The following is a 19,988-nucleotide window of genomic DNA, read 5'->3' as shown; positions in this document are numbered from 1 at the left end:
AAAAATATTTGGAGGATACCGTTTCATTACTATTTTCCCTATAAATACATTTTAAATATGTTTCGTTTGATCGTTATCGTTTGCTTTACCCTACCATTTAACTTAGTGCAGGCCCAGAAACTGTACACACCACGTGACATTCAGAAAGCCTATAATAAGGGCACACGTTCTATGGATGGCAGGCCTGGAAATAAATACTGGCAAAACAGGGCTTACTATAATATTTCCCTTTCTGTTGCACCTCCAAACCGCACCATACAGGGAAGTGAAACCATCACCTATTTCAATAATAGTCCTGACACCTTACCCTTTCTTGCTTTCAAACTCATTGTGAATATTCACAAACCCGGTGCACCCAGGCTTGGTGGCGCACAGGAAAAATACCTGACCCAGGGTGTGCATATTGATTCCTTCCTGGTAAATGGTAAATTCCAGCCATGGAATAACCAACCCTATTACTTTACCACAGTTCCCGTAAAACTGGATAAGCCTTTGAATGCACACGATTCGGTGCAGCTATCCATAAAATGGCATTATGATGTTTCCCTTAAAAGTAACCGGGAAGGGATGATTGATTCCACAAGTTTTTTCCTGGCTTATTGCTATCCACGTGTAGCTGTCTATGATGATTACCAGGGATGGGATTTTACCGATTTCAATGATGCTCTTGAATTTTATAATGACTTCAATGATTATTCAGTACAGGTGCAGGTACCTAAAAATTACCTGGTTTGGGGCACAGGCACGCTGTTAAATCCCACCGAAGTATTGCAACCTGCCGTTGCCAAAAAGTTCAGCAGTTCTCTTACTGCAGATGATGTAATTCATGTTGTTAGCCAGGAGGATATCAACAAAAAACAGGTCACTGCGCAAAATCCCGTAAACACCTGGAAATTCTCTTCGAGGAATGTACCAGATGTGGCTTTTGGAATCAGCGATCATTTTGTATGGGATGCCTCCTCTGTTGTAGTGGATCGTAAAACAGGTAGAAGGGCTTCAGCACAGGCGGCTTTTAATGATACTGCAGCAGACTTTCACCATGTAGTTCATTTTGCAAAAGGGGCACTTGACTGGTTATCCAATAACTGGCCGGGCATTCCTTACCCATATGAAAAGACAACAGTGTTCCAGGGATATGCCGGCATGGAATACCCTATGATGGCCAATGATGAAACTTATGATGATACCTTATTTTCCCGCTTTGTTGCCATGCATGAGATAGCGCACAGCTATATGCCTTTCTACATGGGTATTAATGAAACACGTTATGGATTTATGGATGAAGGCTGGGCTACCACCTTTGAATGCCTCTTCAACCGCGATATGATGGGCATGGAAAAAGCTGATGACTGGTATAAGCAATTCAGGGTGCAAAACTGGATCAACGATCCCTCACAATCACAGGATCTACCTATCATAACGCCTGGCGCTAACCTCAGTGGAGGTGGCCTTGGCATTAATGAATATGGCAAACCTTCACTGGGTTACCTGGCCATTAAGGATATGTTGGGTGATGGACTCTTTAAAAAATGCCTGCATGACTACATGGATCGCTGGAATGGCAAACATCCGCTACCCTGGGATTTCTTTTATTCGTTTAACAGGTCTTCAGGACAGGATTTAAATTGGTTCTGGAACAATTGGTTCTTTTCACATAATTACATTGACCTCGCCATTAAAAATGTTAGCAGGACAAAAACAGGATCAGCTGTTACGATTGATAATATCGGTGGAATGGCAGCGCCTTTTGATCTGTATATTCATTACAAAGATGGAACTTCCGAAACACAACACCAGTCAGCTGCAGTATGGAAGACCAATCAGCAACAGGCCATTGTAAAGATCGCAGGTCAAAAAGAACTGCAATCAATAAAAATTGATGGAGGCCTTTTTATGGATGCTGACATTGAGAATAATAAATGGCCAGTGGAGAAAAAGGCTGCCAATACATTTTGATAATTATCATTGGATTATTTCAATAAAAAACCGGGCAAGAAAACTTGCCCGGTTTTTTATATAACTTTTGATCACTTGCTTGTCTTCAATAACTTTAAAGTTCTTACCTGTTGTCCCTGGCTGATCTCCAGGAAATACACACCTGCCTTGAAACGCGACCCCAACTGGAACACACCATTTGCGGGCAAGGACTTTCTGACCTCAATGACTCTTCCTGTATTATCAGTAACCTTAAAGCTTACTGGCAGGTCAGAAATTGATTGCGTATGAATAGTAAAATGATCAATAGCCGGATTCGGAGAAACAATGACCTCAAATCCTTTTGCCATTTCATTAGACTTCTTATTTGCTTCATTTATCCTGGCTTGAGTTACATAATCACCCTGGTCATGCGGAACAGTTACTTCGAGGTTTTGTGAAGTACTATTGCCTGAAGCATCCGTGCTTGTAATGGTAATCGTATAGATCCTGCCACTACCCGTTCCGTTGCGCTCAGCCCTCAACCTGATGCGATGATTGTCTATAACTTCCCAATCATTTTCGTTGCCCTGGTCTTCATTACTTGTTATGGAAAGTATAGATGATACAGGACCACAATGATCAGTCACTGCATAGTTAACTTTCACCTCACGCATTTTATGATTAGGTACTTGCAGAACAGCGGGATTGGTATTTGCTGCAGTGATAACAGGTGCAGTATGGTCTTCTGTAGCTAGCTCAAAATTGCAGGAAGCGCCGTTTCCAGCAGGGTCAGAAACAGTCAACATTACCTGTTGCGAACTTACACCCTGAAGGATAGTTCCTGCCGCCGGGGATTGGGTAATAGTAAGGGGTGCAGAACCTGCTACTCCATTATTGACAATAGCCAGGGCTGTAAAATCAGGCATTGCTACAGAACAAGCTGCATCCAACGTCAATACCTGTTGGCCAGGGCAGGTGATCGTTGGAGGCAGGGTAGAAGCTGTGTTGGTCGTGCTGCTTTCGTTTTGAAAACGATCCAGCGCAGTTACTACATAATAATAGTTTAGGCCGGGTTCAATATTCTTGTCAGTGAATGTTGGAGTTTCATTGGTGATAGCTACAATATTCGAAGCATTGGTAATGTCTACTACAGGATCTTCAGACCGGTACACAACATACTTCTTAGCTTTATCCAATTCATTATCAGTAAATGCCGGGGGCATCCAGTAGAGCACAACTGAATCAGAAGCATATTTTACGGCTGAAAGTGCAGTTGCTGCCATGGGTGGTGTATTATCTCTCCATGGCATCAAAGGTTGAAGCGCAGGCTTTTGGTAGAAACGCACACGCAAAGAATCACGGAAGTTCAATGTATTTGTTTTAAGGCTGGTGGAATTATAGATCGCCTGCCCATATATGTTTGGATAAGCTTCTTCCCTGTTCATACGAACCTGGTCAGGCACCTGGCTGCGGCTTGCCCAGCCTGTGGTGCCTACTTTATACCCTGCCATGCCGATATAGATATGCCGACCATTGGCCTGGTTATTCCACCAGGGTATCAGCACTTTATAGTCTGATCCTGATTGGCCGATATACCAGTAAACCTGTGGTTCGATATAATCTACCCATCCTTCCTCCAGCCATTTTTTTGAATCTGCAAAAACAGCACTGTAGTGCTGTAACGCACCGGCAGAAGTGGCGGAACCTATTTCAGGATTGCTACTGCTTCGATAGATGCCAGAAGGAGAAACACCAAATTTCATCCAGGGCTTAGTGGCGATCACCGTTTCATAAACCCTTTTGATCAGGAGGTTAACATTGTCTCTTCTCCAATCAGCTCTCCCCACACTGGTAGCAGGAAAGTTTCTTGGGTCGGCATTGTACGCCGCATCATCATTAAATGGTGCAGGAGGATAAAAATAATCGTCGAAATGAATACCGTCTATATCATAGCGGGTGACGATATCGGTTATCACATTCATGATATAATCCCTTACCTGTGTTAGTCCCGGGTTCAATGTAATGGTAGTTCCATTATTTAATAACCAATCCGGGTGCCTGTTGGCTACATGGTCCGGACTAAAAGTGGGCAACTTTGAAGCAGTTGCCACAGCACGGTAAGGATTGATCCAGGCATGAAGTTCCATACCTCTTTTATGAGCCTCATTCACAGCAAATTGCAATGGATCCCATGTAGCATCAGCCGGAGCCAATCCCTGTGTACCCGTGAGGTCCGATGACCATGGTTCAATGGAACTGGGGTAAAGCGCGTCACATTGGCTGCGCACCTGCAGGTATATGGTATTGATACCTGTTGCCTGGTGTTGATCCAAAAGGGAGATCAATGCAGCCCTTTGTGATGCCGGGGTTTGATTCTTGTTGGGCCAGTCGATACCGAGGTAACTGGCTATCCAGGCTCCCCGCATTTCTCTTTTCGGTTGGTTTTGGGTGTTGCCAGTTAAAAATAATAACAGGCAAAAGAAAGAAAGTAAATGTTTATTCATATGCAAGTAAGTTTCGGTTTTTGCGCAACCTAAGCACTAACATAATCTTAAATGCAGTAAATACCAGTAATTATTCGTGGAAAATTGCAATGAACCGCAGTTTTACGAAGTATAACTCCCTTCAGCATCAGCGTAAACATGTTACAATCTACAGCCCTGCATAAACATTCTCTGTGACTTCAGCCGGAACGCATTTATCTCCAATGATCAGAACAGGGAAATGAACAATAAGCGTAGTCCCTTTATGTAATTCACTTGCAATTTCAACGCTACCACCCAAAATGGCCGCACGGCTGCGAATATTCGTTAGCCCAATGCCGTTTGTCCTTTGGCTTGTATCGAAACCAACCCCATTATCTTTTATAAGCAGCCGCATTTGACCATCTTTTTGATCTAATCCAATGTGTACTATACCTGCTTTTGCGTATTTAATAATATTGGTCAGCTGCTCCTGGACGATCCGGTAAATGGTCAGGTGTAATTCGCTATCCATTTCTGAACAGTTTTCCAGGCCAATGCTAAGATTTACTTTCATTTGTGAAGCAGTTTCAATAGAGCCTGCCAGGTCATTTAAGGTCTCCCTGAAATTGATCTTGCCTAAAGAAGGGGCAGACAATTGCTTTGAAAGGCTACGGATCTCGTCGATGGTACGGTTAAGTAATACTGAACATTTGGAAAGTATCTCTCCACTATCTACTCTGCCATCCTTACAAAGTTCTAAATACAATTTTACAGTGGTCAGCACCTGGTTTACGTTATCATGTAATTCACTGCTTACCTTGGCCCGCTCGAGCTCCTGTCCTTTGATAGCTGCATAGGTTATTTTCCTGTTGTACAGGTCCCGCTCTGCATCGAGTTTTTTCTGAAGCAGGATCTTATCTGTAATATCATTTGCTATTCCCAGCAGCCGATTGACAGTACCATTTTCATCCACCAGGGGAATGACGCGGATCTCGCCATATTTTATTCCTGCCGGATGGGCCGCCTCTTCTACATAGTCAATGATCCTGCAGGTTCGTATCGATTCATTGTATTTTCCACGTACCAACTCGTGAGAAGATGCAGGCATTACAGCTTCAATAGGCCGGCCAATTACCTGTTCTTTCGACCATCCGGTAACCTTTGAAAAGGCCGTATTAATTCTATCAAATGTGAACCTGGAATTACCTTCCACTTTTATCAGCCACATTGGATCAATAGCTCCATTGAACATCTGTGACAACTGGTGCTCACTTGCCTGCAGGGAAATACTATTTTGCATTTGCAGGGTAACATCCTGTACCAATGACAGGATGTTGATGACCTGCTCTGCTTTATCTACCAGGGCTGAATTATACCACTGGCAATAGATCACAGATCCTGATGCAGTGTAGTTTCTATTTATGCCCTGGTTATGCAAGACCTTTCCGGAAGTAATTTCTTCAATGGTCTGGTTAACCTTGTTGGCATCTTCCACATAGACAATACTATCCAGCGAAAAGGGCTTATGTAAATAGGCATCAGGTTCCCAACCAAATATTTCCTGGGCCTTTTCCGAAGAGTAAATAATATCCAATTGCCTGTTCCATAAGATGATACCCAAAGAGGAATTTTCAAGGTGATAAGTCAAGCTAAGGTTATCAATGATCTCGTTCAAATGCGGCGCTGACATTGTAAGTATTTTGCTATTATCCTTTGTTATCCCTCAACATACACCATTGCTATAAGAAAAGGAAATGATGCATTTATTTTTTACCTGTTACCACTTTTACACGTCTTTTTTTTATTTACCATACCACGTACCATTTCCCATCCTTATCTTTTGCATAGTTCAAACCATTACTCATGGCATGAACCTCAACTCCATTTTTGTCAATAAAGGTTTTTTGTTCATACACCCGCACTCCGTTATTCTCCCTGGTCAGGTACACTACAAGGGCATTTAAGGTAGGTTGCACTTCGTGCAGCCATTGCTCATCACTTTCACGAACAAACGCCTGGCTCATACTTGTTGCTTTTTTATATCAACTATTTATTGAAAATATTATGCCCTTTGTTATACTAAGCACCTGAAGAACCAATTTAACTCATCATTTGACCAGCGATTGTTTGCAATAGACATCAAGAAAATTATGAAGCTCTTCGGGTGTTAATTACCTTTAATAAGGACAATGAAAGCAAAGACTTCACATTCCGGTGACAGCAACTGGCAGAAAAAACTGCATGATGTGATCTATGAATCCAACACTACCGCGGGAAAGGCTTTTGATGTGACCTTGCTCGTGGTCATATTGACAAGTATCCTGGTGGTTATGCTCGATAGTGTGAAACGCTACCATCTTCGATACGGAAGGCTGTTTGATATTCTGGAATGGAGCTTTACCATTCTTTTCACTATAGAATATATACTACGGCTTATCTGTATTAAAAGACCAATGCTTTATGTCCGTTCTTTCCTTGGCACTATTGACCTGTTGGCCATAATACCTTCTTACCTCAGCATTTTCTTTATAGGCGCCCAATCATTGTTGGTGTTGCGGGCACTACGACTGCTGCGGATATTCAGGATCTTCAAGCTTAATCATTTCTTAAGTGAAATGGATTTCCTGGGAAGTGCACTCAGGGCCAGTATGAAAAAGATCAGCATTTTCATGTTGGTGGTGTTGTCGCTGGTTATTATACTTGGTTCTGTCATGTACCTGGTAGAAAATGGAGAGAATGGTTTTGACAGCATACCTGACAGCATCTACTGGGCCATTGTTACTATTACAACTGTTGGCTATGGAGATATTTCGCCTGTTACCCCCATGGGCAAATTCATTGCTTCACTGATCATGTTCATTGGCTATGGCATCATTGCTGTACCTACCGGTATATTCACTGCCGAAGTGGCCATGGCGCGAAGAGAGGTAAATAAGGGATCAGAGGCTTGCCCCAATTGCGGCCGTGAAGGTCATGATAGCAATGCCCGCTATTGTAAATTTTGCGGATCAGCACTATAAAACAAAAGGTGAAGCCGTGCTTCACCTTTATAATGATCTTCCTGACTTTTATTCAAAACCCTTTCTTGTCTTTTGAAGGCATTGTTTCATTGAGCCACTTAAAGAACTCACGCTGCCATACAAGAGCATTTTGTCCGTTCAACACCCAATGGTTTTCATCAGGCAGGTACAGTAATTTGCTTTTGATACCCCTGATCTGTGCGGCCTGGAAAGCCTGCAATCCCTGTTCGATAGGCACCCTGTAATCTTTTCCACCCTGAACGATCATGATAGGTGTATTCCATTTATCAACATAGTTGATCGGGTTGAACTGGGAATAGGTTTTTTGCGCGGCAGCATTGTTTTTATCCCAATAAGGGCCACCCCAATCCCAGTTCACAAACCATAATTCTTCCGTAGTACCATACATGCTGCGCATATCAAAAATGCCGTCGTGGGCTATAAAGCTTTTAAAGCGGTTGTTGTGAATGCCTGCCAGCATGTAAACGGAATAACCTCCGTAAGAAGCTCCTACACAACCCAGGCGATCCTTGTCTACATACTTTTCCTTACTCACTGCATCTATGGCCGACAGGTAATCTTTCATAGCTTGCCCGCCATGATCCTTACTGATCTCTTCATTCCATTTGGTGCCATGTCCTGGCATGCCACGGCGGTTAGGCGCCACGACAATATATCCCTGGGAAGCCATCAACTGGAAGTTCCATCGAAAAGAATAAAATTGGGTCAGGGCTGATTGGGGACCACCCTGGCAATACAACAGGGTTGGGTATTTTTTGGCGGGATCAAAGCCTGGAGGGTACACTACCCATACCAGCATTTGTTTACCATCCGTAGTAGTAACGAATTTTCTCTCCGTCCTGCATTGGGCCAATGAATTATTCATGGAGTCATTCACATAGGTCAGTTGCTTCATATTGCCATTGCTGATGTCAACCGTGTACAGTTCTGCCGCATGATTGATATCTGTACGGGATACAATTAATGAGTTGCCTTTTTGCCCAACAATTCCTGTAATATCAAAATCCCCCTTAGTAACCTGTTGTATGCCGGGAAGTTTTTTGGTAAGACCCGTATAGTCTACTTTAAACAATTGCAATGTTCCATTGATAGGCGCCCAGAAAAACAAGTTCTTTCCATCTTCAGCCCAACGAAATCCTTCTACATTGATATCATCCCTGTGTTGCGTCAGGTTGATCACACCCGCAGGTGTAGTGGCAAGCAGGTCCTGTTTGTCTGCTTCATAACCTTCACGTTTCATGCTAAGCCAGGCCAATACCCCATTCTTATTGTAGGATGGGTTAATATCATAACCAGGGCGGTCAGCAGTCAGGTTCTTTGTTTTACCGGTTTCCATATCATATTCATACAAGTCCGTATTGGTGCTTACCGCATAGTCCTTACCATATTTTTTCTTGGTCACATAGACCACATGTTTGCCATCCGGGTTCCAAACATAATCCTCATCGCCACCGAAGGGTTTTTGAGGACTATCGAAGGGCTCCCCCGGCATCAGGTCTTTTTCCTCTGTTGGCTTTCCAACGGGCGCAACAAATACATGGTCGAAACTACCATCCTCCCAGGTATCCCAATGCCTGTTGTTCAGGTTATCAAAAACATAGGCATTGGATTGAGGCAGGTCAGGGTATATTTCGTTCCCCTTGATCTTTTTCACCTTCACCTCCTTGTTGGAAAGTATGTATATGCCATTGGGTGAAATGTTCTTATTTACCAACAAGCTATCTGCATTGGCCAGCTTTTCTGGTGTACCACCGGTGATGGGGATGCGGTATGTTTCCCTGCTATTTTTATTGGTTTCCACGTTGGGTGTACTGACACTATAAATAACATAGTTCCCATCTTTGGAAACGCCCAGGCCCGATACCCGGCCAAGTTTCCATAACAATTCAGGTGTCAGTAATTGAGTGGACGGGCCGGTTTGTGCCAATGTAACAATTGGAACCAGCCAGGTAATGATCCATGCGATTTTTCTATTCATACAGGCAATGTTTTAAGCATAGCTAAAGTACTACTAACTATCTGATGGAACCAATCTAGTCCGCACTGGTTACAGCGATCCGAAATAAATTCTATATCTCTTTATTTACTACGGTCAAATTTTATAGTACTAAAATTGAAACCACCTTTATCTGCATATACCCTGAGCGTTTGTTTGCCGGTAGCCAGGCTAATATTTTTAAACCAGTAAGTCTTCCATTGACCGGAACCACCTGTGACAGGAACCGTTTGCTTAGCGGCTGCAGCTTTATTATTTACCATAAGGCTTACTACACCCCCCGCTGAATCTGAAGAAACAGATAGTCCAATATTATAAGATCCCTTTTCTTTTACATCAATGGTATATTGTAGCCACTCACCATCCTCGATATGGTTGACATAATAGGTTTCATAATGTGAAGAATCCATGGCTATGTCAACACCGTCATTCCTGTAGGTACGGCCCCTGTTGCCCACACCTTTTATTCCTGACACTCTGTAATCTGCAGTATCCTTATCCCAATAGGCATATCCATTTTTACCAAGGTCATAATCCACTGCCTTGATCGTTGACCCATTTTTTATAGTGTTTTTAGTAAAAGGTAAGGTTATATTACTATGCGGCTGTCGCATCAATGCGTCTATTACATCCCTGTGCACCCTATTCGTACTTATCCTGGTATAAGTGGCTAGTTCCAGCAAACCACTATAGGCATTACTTTCGCCAGGCTTTTTTCCCTTTCCATTCCAATAATTGAGCACATCCTGGTAATTCAGGTTTGACCTTATCTGCAATGGGTTATTAGCTCCAAGCTTTTTCAAAGGCCACCATGCCCAGCCAATATGATTAGCCTCTAGTAAATTCACCGCCTGTGCATACCATACATTAGAGTTTTCACCAGTTTCACCCAACCATACCGGAACATTGTATTGGTCACGTGCGTCTAATAATTTCTGTATGGAAGCTTTGTCATTTTTATTCCAGTATTTATGAAAGCTAAGCACCATATTATCATCCCATGGCGGCAGCATGCCATTGTAATTGTTTCCCCAGCCATTGCCTTCTATAACGATGATGTGTTTTTTGTCCACTTCTCTTATCGCCTTTGTGATGTCAACCAGCAGCTTTTTCAAAGGCTCATTCCTGGTTTCCTTTAGTCCATTCCTATCGGCTGGATCTGTAAATCCGAAATTGGGTTCATTTAAAATATCATAAGCTCCTATCCATTGCTTGCCTGCATACCTCTGTGCCAGTTTTTTCCATAAGGCTATGGTTTTGCTCCTGTTGGCTTGACTATCCCAAAGAGAAGGAAGGGAGGGATCACGATCAGAAATGTTCAGGTCATTACCCTGTCCTCCCGGCGCTGCATGAAGGTCAAGGATCAAATAAATATGGTTGGCAGTGCACCAGGCCAGTAAACTATCTACCATTTCAAATCCTTTGGTAAGCCAGGTATTTTCTCCTGCCACTGGTTCCTTCTCTACGGGAAGCGTAAACAGGTTATAATGCATAGGCAGGCGAACAGAATTAAAGCCCCAAGCTTGTAATGAATCTATATCTGCTTTTGTTGTATGATTGGCCAGCCAGGTATCATAATACTCCTGTGTTGCTGCTGGGCCGATCAATGAATCTATCCTTTGCCGTATCCTGTATTGCTGTTGTCCTTCCGCTGATATTCCCAGCATATATCCTTCCTGCAACATCCAGCCACCTAGCCCGATGCCACGAAGCAATACATTCTGTCCTTTTTCATTGACAATATTTTTCCCTTGCGATTTTAAAAATCCCTGTGCAATCACAGGACTCTGAAGAACAATGAAGCTGCAAAGAATGAACACCGTAAGTTTTATAAAAATCCATCTCTTATTCATAACAATCGATTCAAATGAAGTTGAAGTAACAATGACCTGCTGTCTACCAAACATAGGTGGCAACAGCGTCTTTTTTTAATTGGGCAGCGATAGACTGCGACCTGTAGGTAACAGTAAATGCCTGGTCTTGTCCTGAAGTATTGGCAACCAGTAAAACCATTTTACCTGAAGGAGTTTTAAAGGCAACATTTTTCAGGCTATCGGATGCAGTTGAACCAATACGAACGGATCCTGCCGGAACAAATTTCGATACATGGGCTAATGCATAATACGCAAGGTTGCGGGTGACTTTGTTGCCATCAATGGTCACAGCTCCCTGGCACATACTGCAACCACCCCTGTCTGTAAATGGTTTGTTCTCCGGGTCGGCAGCCAGGTTCCATAACAAAACATTTTTGCACCAGTTGCGGCAGGCGCCAATGATCACCCTTTCAACCGGGTCGGCAATATGAAAACCATTGGCAGCTTCCGGCTGCACCACCATCTGTTCTGTAAAATAAATATGCTTGTCCGGATGTTGATTGTGCACTTCGGTCAGCGCTTCTATTTCACCTCCATACAAATGGAAACCCGAGCCATCAATATATTTCCGGGCAGCTTTATCATTTAAGATATCAATTGGATAATCAGGCCTGTCGGCATTATGGTCATAGATAAGGATCTTTGTTTTAATGCCGGCTTTTTGAAAGGCAGGACCTAAATGGTCTTTTATAAAAATGGCTTCATCAGGCGCTGGTAGTAACAGGCTGGGATTATTACCCGGGTGCAAAGGTTCATTTTGAACCGTTATGGCATCAATAGTAATTCCCTCTTTTGCCATACCCTGTATATACAACACGAAATATTTAGCATACGCTGCATAATATTCAGGCTTCAATCTTCCACCCCTTGTGTCATGGTTGGTCTTCATCCAGGCAGGAGGTGACCATGGAGATCCGAGTATTTTGATTTTCGGAGCTATGGCCAGTATCTCTTTCAATACCGGGATCACATCTTTTTGATCCGGACCCAGGTCAAAATGTTTCATGGCCGTATCTGTTTCACCATCAGGCAGGTCGTCATAAGAGAAAACACGTTCATTCAGGTCCGAAGCTCCAATGCTCACCCTCAGGTAACTCACACCAATGTTATTACCCATTGTAGTGAATAGCTCAGACAATAATGCCTTGCGGCTTTGAGGAGACATTTTAATAATATGCTGCGCACTGCCCCCGGTAAGGGCAAAACCAAAACCATCCATGGTCTGAAACACCTCCTTATCATTCACCCTGATAACAGGCTTAATGGATCCTGCTTTCGCTGAAGCAACGATTGCCTTTTGCTGTTGCAATACAGCTGTATTATCAGGGTTGGTCAACCACCAGTTGACCGCTGCCTTTTGAGCAGTGGCATTTAATTGAATGAATGCCGTTGCATAAATAAGGATGGCAGTTCTATAAAGTTTGAGAGGAGCAAACATGCGAAATCATTTATTAGTGATCGGAACAGGACACAATGTAAAGACCATTTACAACATAGAACATGACAACCAGGAAAAGAAACAACCGTTTGAACAAACTCAAAGCATTTAAAATCCACAATTGTTCTCCCCATTCAGACCTTTAAATCCCCAATTCATACATTTTGTCATTTACAAAACTCTGAAAACCTTACAACTTTACGTAGATATACGAGTAAAAAGCAGGCTGTAGTGTTTGGCATATCTTTTTCTTTATTAGAAGTGATCTGTATTCCTTTCGTGAAAAAGAAATTGTGTCAGAGCATCGGAATTACAGAAAACTTTGTCTATCTTATTATCCAGTTCCATCCTCTGAATTCCGACCGGAATCCGTTACATATCCTACGATTGATTTTTTAGCCTTTCATCCTGAATTATTATACACATGAATCAATTACTGGACATAACGGGTCATTTTATTTACCTCGCCCTGAGCATCATTTTATTTCCCCTGATGGTCATATTGGATTGTTTTCTTGGCTTATGGATGTTTGCTAAATATTCAAAGAAGCTGGTTCGCCGTCTTTCCATCCGTGCCCGCCAGAAACAAAAACAGGATGTCTATCCGCTGGATCTTCGCAAGGCATTGGTTTACCTCCGCTCGAAATCAATGAATGTTCATGTAAATGGAAATTGATTAAAGTAAAAAGTATAAAGTATAAACTGGGGTTGAAAAGTTGACAGGTTGACTAGTTGACAAGAAGGCTACCTCCGGACATCCCCCAATAATCCATTCTAATCTTATCAATCTTAGTTCTCTCCATCATTTCTTGTTCTATTGTTCGACATTCCCATTCTTCGTACCTTCCATCAACAAAAATCCCCCTCTCCAAACTGCTCCTTATCCCCTGAATAGTTCAGCTTAAAGATGTATTCATTCTTAACCTCATAAACTATTCGTTATGGAAGAAACAATGACTCAAAACCAGGCATTGACCACCTCTCAAAAGAACATGCTTGATTTTTTCCAGACACATGATGTAAAATATGTTGCCGAAGACGGGGTGTACCGGAACCTTAGCACAGGTGAAACCTATACAGGCAGAGCCGAGGTAGGTGCCATGTTGCATTACATTTACCATGTAGCCTTCGATGCCAAAGCGGATATAAAGAATTACATCATTACGGAAGACAAGGCCCAGCTGGAAGCTATCATCCGTGGCAGGCATATCGGAGAATTCATGGGTATAGCTCCCACTAACAGGGAAGTCAATTTTCCTGTCTGTGTAAGTTATGACCTGAAGGATGGATTGATCAAGGAAGCCCGCATCTATATGGCCAGTGATGTATTGATGCAGCAGCTTGGCGCTCCTTCTTCATCTTCCAGGCAAAAGACCACCTTCCTGGTAAGGGACATCTTCAGGCTCAAATTCGGCCATTTCCGCGAAGCCAAAAAACTGCTTGATGAGGCCAAAAGCAAACAGATGATGCCTGAGGCACAAAATATGAGGATACTCACTGACTTTACTGGTGATTCCTACCGCCTGATTATGGAGGAAGGTTTTGAGCACCTGGCTGATTATGAACTTTCACTAAGCAGCAGTATGCATGCAGAAGAATGGAAGAAATGGTACGAAGAATTTAAACCCCATGTAGAAAGCAGCCACAGGGAAATACTGAAACAAATCAGTTAGCACACAAGGTGCTTACATATTTCACTTGATAAAGTAAACAACAGCTCCATTATAAGTGAGCTGTTGTTTTATAAGCACTGGTAAGGAATGACAGTGGCTTAACTAAAAAATTGCGCAACATTTAAACAGCACGAAGGCTAAAATTAATTCTAAATGCTTAACCTATGTTTAAGGTTAATTAATGATTAACCAAAACATCTTTGGTAGGAAAAAGTGATAGTCCGTTTCGAAAAAGATTTTTTATCTGTTATTCTTCCTGGTATTGTGTTCCAACCAATAAACGATGTCATTGTAGTTGTATTTGCCTGAGGCTATATGTATTACAACTTATATTTCTCTTCTTGAGTAGCAGTTATATCAAGGCCATATTCAATTAATAATATTCTCATAAGTACATATCCAGTTCTTTTGTTTCCATCAACAAAAGGATGATTTATAAGAATGCTTTCAATAAGTGCAGATGCCTTTTGTATTGCAGTTGTATAAAGTTCTTTGCCATCAAATGTTGAGTAAGGTCTCGAAATAGCAAATGATAACGTCCCATTATCCCTGATTCCATGGCTGCCTCCAAATTGATCTATTTAAATTTTATGAATTTGCTCTACCTCACTAAGACTTATCATTGGACAAGTTTCTCAAGGAGTTCCTTATCCTCAACTAGAATTCTTTGTAACACATCAGAATTATGAGTGGCTGAATTTTTCTTTTCCTCCAGCTGTTTTAAAAAAGAAAGCAATTCTTCCAGCGCATTACTGGAGAACTTGTCCAGAACCTGGTTTATTTCATATTTGATTTCATCCTTGGACATACATTAATTTGTAAACTTAAAATTAATGACTTATGTGAGGTTTTTGATATCTACTAACATGAAGCTTTGCGTTTTGAAGGCATTTTATCTCCGGCCTACTACCCTAGGTTCAGTTTATTTTTATTTAGAGGTTGCATTATATAGAGCTTTAAATTATGCATTGCTTTTATTGCGGTAATACATATTCTTATTTTCAAAGGCAAGCACGGTAAGAATTCCCAGGGTATAAGCCACAAAATCTTCCCATTCAAAACCATATCCAATAACAGTTCTGGCAACTATGTTGTTTTCGAGTCCAAGCCTGTTTACAATATGAAAATATTGAAGTGTTTCTATGAGGAAGGAGAACAAGAGTACACCAAGGGCAACTTTCCACACTGAAGCTTTTAAAACAGTTCTAACTGCACAGTATATCAAAATAACCACAAGATAATCGCCTACATAAGGCCTCACAAAAGAATCCCTGGCAAAAACTGCAATTACAACTTCAATTACAAAAAGGAGGAAGGCGAGAAAAAAATATTTTTTGTCAAATGTGAACATATTGCGGCTGGAAATTAAGGTTCGTAAAATGGTTTTCAGGAACAAATTATAATTGGCCCTATAGGAAACGTTTCCATACTTAGGTATTCGTGAACCTTAGAAGATAATTTTGTTAGTTCCGTGTAGGTATTGTTTATTGAAGAAAGAACAAAAACAGTGAAGGTATATTTTTCAAAATTTTGTTGATGCTGAAGATTCTTGTCAAAAGTTAACAATGCATGGAAGCCATTTTCTACCATAAGCTCCAATAGTTTTCCATTGTTGATGCCATTCCACCCTTTATCTCTTACGGTGAATATTTCATGGTCTGCAAAGTCTTTCTTGAGCCGCTTAGGCAAATTTTCGTCAAGCAGCAATCTCATACAACTTTGCAATGTTTTTAGAGGTCAAAAGCTTATTGGCAATTTCAAGTGTTGTAATTGCCTGCTCTTTGGTAACCGTGGGAAAATCCTCCAAAAATTCTTCAAGGGACACTCCTGCTTCTAAATGATCAAACAGTGTCTCAACAGGAACACGAGTTCCCTTGAATACTGGTTGTCCTCCTAATATCTCCGGGTCAATAGTAATGAGGTCTTTTAGTTCCATATCTTAAAGTTACAAAATGTCAAATTGAGGAAATATACTTAAGCATGAGCCAAACGGACATTTCTATTGCTGGCTTTCTAACTGCCTTCATGGCAGCTAATCTCTAAGAATCATCCATTCTACAAGTCTAACAACAATATGCTTACTACCTGTCACCTGGCGGCCTACTCCCTATCAACGCCCTGTCATCCCCCTATCTACGGTATACATAGTGCGTGGTGATCACGCAGTATCTATACTTCAGATAGGTAGTAGATAGGGGGCAGCTATACTGTTGGTAGATAGAAGGTAGCAACTAGCTGAGGCATGGTTATAAGGAAACATTCCCTGTTTCCTGGAAAATCTTTTTGCTGGGGTAGCCGTAAAATGCAAAAATGACAGATGGTGTTCCTGGGCTTAAAAGCTTTTTGCAGTTGCAGGGTTGGCCGTATCATTTTTCAAGGTCTTACCGCTACGGGTGCCGAGGTGCTGCCCATTCTCCACTACTAGTTGCCCGTTTACAATAACATAGGTAAAGCCCACTGAGTAGGCATGCGGCTGTTCGTAGGTGGAAAGATCTTTCACCTGTTTTTCATCAAACACCAGGATGTCGGCAGCCATACCTTCTTTAAGAATGCCCCTGTCTTTTAACCCAAACTTCTGGGCGGGCAGGGAAGTCATACGGCGGACGGCTTCTTCCAGCGAAAGGACCTTTTCATCGCGGACATATTTATTTAATATCCGGGCATTGGTGCCATAACCCCTGGGGTGTGGGGCCCCCTGGTTGAAGATGCGAATGGATGCATCGGAAGCAAACATATTAAAAGGGTATTGCATGATCCTTTTCACATCTTCATCAGACATGCCATGGAACACCATCCCGGCACCGCCGGCATCCATCATATCCATCACGGTTTCTGCCTCCTGCTTGATCTTGTGTTTCCTGCCCTTCAGGCGATTGATCTCTTCGATGTTTTTCCCATTGTAAGTAGTATCTGCTTTGAAATAGGCTACATAGGCATAACTGAGGTGTTTGAGCTTGCGCTTTCTCAGCTTTCCTTTAATATATTGATATACATATTCCCTCACTTCGGGTCGTTGAAGTCTTGCCTTGATAGAGTCAGCACCATCAGCCAGTAATTCATCGGGCAATAGGGTGCTTAAGGAAGTGCTGCTGGCCGTATAGGGATACTGGTCGATGGTGACATCAATACCCTCTTCCCTTGCTTTAACGATCATGGCCACTGTTTCTTTACTCCTGCCCCAGTTTTGCTGGCCACTGAGTTTAAAATGCGAGATTTCCACCGGCATTTGCGCCTCCCTGCCTATCAGCAGTGCTTCATCAATCGCTTGTGTTACACTATCTCCTTCATCACGCATATGAGAGGCATAAACACCTTTGTAATGGGCAGCCACTTTGGCCAACCTTACTATTTCATCCGTTCCGGCATAGGTCCCGGGAATATAAATAAGACCCGTACTCAAACCTACAGCTCCATCCTTCATAGCCTGGTCAACGATGCCTTCCATACGCTGCATTTCTTCTTCGGTAGGTTTCCGGTTGGCCGTTCCCATTACCGCCTTCCGCACATCATTATGACCGATAAGTGTGGCTACATTGATGGAAAGACCTACAGAGTCCAGTTGCTCAAAATATCTTTTGATATCTACACGGGAAGCCCCGCAATTGCCCGTAACTACGGTGGTAACACCGTCCATGATAAAATTGTTGGCTGTAGGGTTTTTCTGTTCATCTCCTTCTATATGCGTATGCACATCTATAAAGCCGGGACTAATGATCTTATTAGCCGCATCGATAGTTTTGGCTGCAGTGATGCCTGCACAATTTCCCAGCTTCAGGATCTTTCCGTTTTTTATGGCAACATCTCCATACCTCCACGAATTGCCGGTGCCATCCAGGATGCGGCCATTCTTTATAACTATATCAGCAGTTTCCTGTGCAGATGTGTTAAAAGAAATGAACAGTAAAAAGAGAAAGGAGCAAAAAATTTTCATGCCTTAAAGTTATTGTAAGCCATCCGCGATGAAGGAAAGCAATGTTTTCATTGTGCCAAGCACAAATCAATTAATTTGGAATCTCAAAGACCTAAGATATGAAGCCTGTCTTATTCCTGCTTATCGCCTTACTGCTTTTTACCATTTCTTTTTCTCAACCCAATTATAAGCCTCCATTTTTTGAAGACAGTAACAGGGTAAACAAAGTAAAAAGCACAGAGGCTGTTATTGATGCACTGTATCAACAGCAGGCGCAGAAAAATCATTTCCCGGGAATGGTGTATGGAGTGATGGTGGACGGGAAGCTGGTATATACAGGAAGCTATGGTTACGCAAACATTGAAAAGAAGCTCCCTGCATCCAATACATCCTGCTTCAGGATCGCTTCCATGAGTAAAAGTTTTACAGCAATGGCTATCCTGCAGTTGAGGGATGCGGGCAAATTAAGCCTTGACGATGCTGCATGGAAATATATTCCGGAGATGAAAAATATTAAATACCTCACTACTGATGCACCTGCCATTACCATCCGCCAATTGCTTACGCATGCAGCGGGATTTCCCGAAGACAATCCATGGGGTGACAGGCAACTGGCGGATACGGATAAGGACCTGTTGCAAACCATTGCAAAGGTTTCTTTCTCCAATGTGCCAGGTATTGCCTATGAATACAGCAATCTTGGTTTTGCATTGCTGGGCAAGATCATTACCAATGTGACTAAAACCCCTTATCAGCAATACATCACCGAACATATATTCAGGCCACTGGGCATGACACATACTTATTATGAATATACCAGGGTGCCGGACTCTTTATTAGTGCACGGGTACCGATGGGAGAATAATAAATGGAAAGAAGAAGCGCTATTGCATGATGGATCTTATGGAGCCATGGGAGGCATTATCACCACTATTGAAGATTTTGCCAGGTATATGGAATTACACCTTTCTGCATGGCCATCCAGGAACGGTGCGGAAAACAAGATCTTAAAAAGAAGCTCCCTGCGCGAAATGCAAAAAGCTGCCAACTTTAGCAGCCTGAATGCACAATTCAAATATGCCAGCGGGCGCAGTTGTCCCACAGCCGCCGCCTATGCCTACGGACTACGCTGGCTTACAGATTGTGATAACAGGATATTTACAGGCCATACAGGTGGCTTACCGGGTTTTGGCAGCAACTGGACCATCATGCCTGATTATGGAATTGGGGTAGTGTGTTTTGGAAATGTAACCTATGCACCGACGGCAGTTTTCAACTTATCCATATTAGATACCCTCGTTAAATTGGCTGGCTTGAAAAAAAGAACCACACCTCCTTCCGGCATTTTAGAACAGCGGAAACAAGAGCTGGTGAAACTTTTACCAGGCTGGAACAATGCCAAACAACCAGGCATTTTTGCAGAAAACTTTTTTGCCGATTATTCACTGGATGCACTTAAAAAAGAATCAGTTAGTCTTTATGAGAAAGCTGGTAAAATAACATCCGTTGAACAACTGGTACCTGATAATAATTTAAGGGGTAGCTTTATTTTAAAAGGTGAAAAAGCAAACCTCAGGGTAAGCTTTACCCTGACCCCTGAAAGTCCTGCCTTGATCCAGGAATACCACATTACTGAAATACCAAAATGATCACCAGTTCCTGCCTAATGCTGTA

17 protein-coding genes are annotated in these 19,988 nt (G+C 42.3%); 5 read left to right on the top strand and 12 right to left on the bottom strand.

The features are described 5' to 3' along the window. Positions 1–57 precede the first annotated feature (57 nt). Complete coding sequence (locus tag BP74_RS13005; RefSeq protein ID WP_496374785.1) at positions 58–1,956, top strand: M1 family metallopeptidase; 1,899 nt, start codon at positions 58–60, stop codon at positions 1,954–1,956. A 71-nt stretch (positions 1,957–2,027) separates the two neighbouring features. Here BP74_RS13005 and BP74_RS13000 read toward each other — a convergent pair whose 3' ends face one another. The 3 genes from BP74_RS13000 to BP74_RS12990 all read right to left on the bottom strand — a co-directional run bounded on the left by BP74_RS13000 (position 2,028) and on the right by BP74_RS12990 (position 6,406). Further along, positions 2,028–4,421 carry a family 10 glycosylhydrolase gene (locus BP74_RS13000; protein ID WP_496374784.1) on the bottom strand — a complete coding sequence of 798 codons (2,394 nt, stop codon included), beginning with the start codon at positions 4,419–4,421 and terminating at the stop codon, positions 2,028–2,030. Between the two features lie 148 nt (positions 4,422–4,569). Beyond that, positions 4,570–6,072 (bottom strand): PAS domain-containing sensor histidine kinase, encoded by a 1,503-nt coding sequence (locus tag BP74_RS12995; protein WP_496374783.1) that lies wholly within the window; start codon positions 6,070–6,072, stop codon positions 4,570–4,572. Positions 6,073–6,187: 115 nt separating this feature from the next. Beyond that, the gene (locus BP74_RS12990) at positions 6,188–6,406 is read right to left on the bottom strand and encodes a hypothetical protein (protein WP_496374782.1); all 219 of its coding nucleotides are present in this window, start codon (positions 6,404–6,406) and stop codon (positions 6,188–6,190) included. Positions 6,407–6,571: 165 nt separating this feature from the next. On the opposite strand from BP74_RS12990, the gene BP74_RS12985 reads away from it, so the two are divergent. After that, a complete protein-coding gene (locus tag BP74_RS12985; protein WP_496374781.1) occupies positions 6,572–7,402 on the top strand; it encodes an ion transporter in 831 nt (276 codons plus the stop codon). A 52-nt stretch (positions 7,403–7,454) separates the two neighbouring features. On the opposite strand, the gene BP74_RS12980 is transcribed toward BP74_RS12985, so the two are convergent. The 3 genes from BP74_RS12980 to BP74_RS12970 form a co-directional block, all read right to left on the bottom strand. Beyond that, complete coding sequence (locus tag BP74_RS12980; RefSeq protein WP_496374780.1) at positions 7,455–9,401, bottom strand: S9 family peptidase; 1,947 nt, start codon at positions 9,399–9,401, stop codon at positions 7,455–7,457. 101 nt (positions 9,402–9,502) lie between these two features. After that, positions 9,503–11,272, bottom strand: a complete 1,770-nt coding sequence (locus BP74_RS12975; protein ID WP_496374779.1) for a cellulase family glycosylhydrolase — start codon at positions 11,270–11,272, stop codon at positions 9,503–9,505. A 43-nt stretch (positions 11,273–11,315) separates the two neighbouring features. Next, positions 11,316–12,731, bottom strand: coding sequence for a glycoside hydrolase family 30 protein (locus tag BP74_RS12970; protein ID WP_496374778.1), 1,416 nt, complete (start codon positions 12,729–12,731; stop codon positions 11,316–11,318). A 424-nt stretch (positions 12,732–13,155) separates the two neighbouring features. Here BP74_RS12970 and BP74_RS12965 point away from each other — a divergent pair, with 424 nt between their 5' ends. Together BP74_RS12965 and BP74_RS12960 are read left to right on the top strand one after the other, a co-directional pair. Then, entirely contained in the window at positions 13,156–13,407 is a 252-nt protein-coding gene (locus BP74_RS12965; RefSeq protein WP_496374777.1) for a hypothetical protein, read from the top strand. A 265-nt stretch (positions 13,408–13,672) separates the two neighbouring features. After that, positions 13,673–14,404, top strand: coding sequence for an ester cyclase (locus tag BP74_RS12960; RefSeq protein WP_496374775.1), 732 nt, complete (start codon positions 13,673–13,675; stop codon positions 14,402–14,404). A 320-nt stretch (positions 14,405–14,724) separates the two neighbouring features. Here BP74_RS12960 and BP74_RS12955 read toward each other — a convergent pair whose 3' ends face one another. The 6 genes from BP74_RS12955 to BP74_RS12930 all read right to left on the bottom strand — a co-directional run bounded on the left by BP74_RS12955 (position 14,725) and on the right by BP74_RS12930 (position 18,335). After that, a complete protein-coding gene (locus BP74_RS12955) occupies positions 14,725–14,985 on the bottom strand; it encodes a type II toxin-antitoxin system death-on-curing family toxin (protein WP_496374830.1) in 261 nt (86 codons plus the stop codon). Positions 14,986–15,023: 38 nt separating this feature from the next. Further along, complete coding sequence (locus BP74_RS12950; protein WP_496374773.1) at positions 15,024–15,212, bottom strand: hypothetical protein; 189 nt, start codon at positions 15,210–15,212, stop codon at positions 15,024–15,026. A 153-nt stretch (positions 15,213–15,365) separates the two neighbouring features. Continuing rightward, the gene (locus tag BP74_RS12945) at positions 15,366–15,755 is read right to left on the bottom strand and encodes a ribosomal maturation YjgA family protein (RefSeq protein ID WP_496374771.1); all 390 of its coding nucleotides are present in this window, start codon (positions 15,753–15,755) and stop codon (positions 15,366–15,368) included. Between the two features lie 35 nt (positions 15,756–15,790). Then, a complete protein-coding gene (locus BP74_RS12940) occupies positions 15,791–16,117 on the bottom strand; it encodes a DUF5615 family PIN-like protein (RefSeq protein ID WP_496374769.1) in 327 nt (108 codons plus the stop codon). Continuing rightward, positions 16,101–16,340: a DUF433 domain-containing protein gene (locus BP74_RS12935; RefSeq protein ID WP_496374767.1), complete on the bottom strand. Its 240-nt coding sequence runs from the start codon at positions 16,338–16,340 to the stop codon at positions 16,101–16,103. Before BP74_RS12935 ends, BP74_RS12940 begins: the two co-directional genes overlap by 17 nt. 396 nt (positions 16,341–16,736) lie before the next feature. After that, the gene (locus tag BP74_RS12930; RefSeq protein WP_496374765.1) at positions 16,737–18,335 is read right to left on the bottom strand and encodes an N-acyl-D-amino-acid deacylase family protein; all 1,599 of its coding nucleotides are present in this window, start codon (positions 18,333–18,335) and stop codon (positions 16,737–16,739) included. Between the two features lie 98 nt (positions 18,336–18,433). Between BP74_RS12930 and BP74_RS12925 the strand changes: the two genes are divergently transcribed. Beyond that, positions 18,434–19,963, top strand: coding sequence for a serine hydrolase domain-containing protein (locus BP74_RS12925; RefSeq protein WP_496374763.1), 1,530 nt, complete (start codon positions 18,434–18,436; stop codon positions 19,961–19,963). The last annotated feature ends 25 nt before the right edge of the window (positions 19,964–19,988 follow it).

It is taken from the genome of Flavisolibacter ginsengiterrae DSM 18136, from assembly GCF_059568575.1.
Note: the sequence above shows the minus strand (reverse complement) of the source record. Positions and strands in the feature narration are given on the sequence as shown.

What these genes read in the sequence shown, in the direction of transcription:
- BP74_RS13005 (WP_496374785.1), top strand. Translation starts at nt 58, where the DNA reads ATGTTTCGTTTGATCGTTATCGTTTGCTTTACCCTACCATTTAACTTA.
- BP74_RS13000 (WP_496374784.1), bottom strand. Translation starts at nt 4,421, where the DNA reads ATGAATAAACATTTACTTTCTTTCTTTTGCCTGTTATTATTTTTAACT.
- BP74_RS12995 (WP_496374783.1), bottom strand. Translation starts at nt 6,072, where the DNA reads ATGTCAGCGCCGCATTTGAACGAGATCATTGATAACCTTAGCTTGACT.
- BP74_RS12990 (WP_496374782.1), bottom strand. Translation starts at nt 6,406, where the DNA reads ATGAGCCAGGCGTTTGTTCGTGAAAGTGATGAGCAATGGCTGCACGAA.
- BP74_RS12985 (WP_496374781.1), top strand. Translation starts at nt 6,572, where the DNA reads ATGAAAGCAAAGACTTCACATTCCGGTGACAGCAACTGGCAGAAAAAA.
- BP74_RS12980 (WP_496374780.1), bottom strand. Translation starts at nt 9,401, where the DNA reads ATGAATAGAAAAATCGCATGGATCATTACCTGGCTGGTTCCAATTGTT.
- BP74_RS12975 (WP_496374779.1), bottom strand. Translation starts at nt 11,272, where the DNA reads ATGAATAAGAGATGGATTTTTATAAAACTTACGGTGTTCATTCTTTGC.
- BP74_RS12970 (WP_496374778.1), bottom strand. Translation starts at nt 12,731, where the DNA reads ATGTTTGCTCCTCTCAAACTTTATAGAACTGCCATCCTTATTTATGCA.
- BP74_RS12965 (WP_496374777.1), top strand. Translation starts at nt 13,156, where the DNA reads ATGAATCAATTACTGGACATAACGGGTCATTTTATTTACCTCGCCCTG.
- BP74_RS12960 (WP_496374775.1), top strand. Translation starts at nt 13,673, where the DNA reads ATGGAAGAAACAATGACTCAAAACCAGGCATTGACCACCTCTCAAAAG.
- BP74_RS12950 (WP_496374773.1), bottom strand. Translation starts at nt 15,212, where the DNA reads ATGTCCAAGGATGAAATCAAATATGAAATAAACCAGGTTCTGGACAAG.
- BP74_RS12945 (WP_496374771.1), bottom strand. Translation starts at nt 15,755, where the DNA reads ATGTTCACATTTGACAAAAAATATTTTTTTCTCGCCTTCCTCCTTTTT.
- BP74_RS12940 (WP_496374769.1), bottom strand. Translation starts at nt 16,117, where the DNA reads ATGAGATTGCTGCTTGACGAAAATTTGCCTAAGCGGCTCAAGAAAGAC.
- BP74_RS12935 (WP_496374767.1), bottom strand. Translation starts at nt 16,340, where the DNA reads ATGGAACTAAAAGACCTCATTACTATTGACCCGGAGATATTAGGAGGA.
- BP74_RS12930 (WP_496374765.1), bottom strand. Translation starts at nt 18,335, where the DNA reads ATGAAAATTTTTTGCTCCTTTCTCTTTTTACTGTTCATTTCTTTTAAC.
- BP74_RS12925 (WP_496374763.1), top strand. Translation starts at nt 18,434, where the DNA reads ATGAAGCCTGTCTTATTCCTGCTTATCGCCTTACTGCTTTTTACCATT.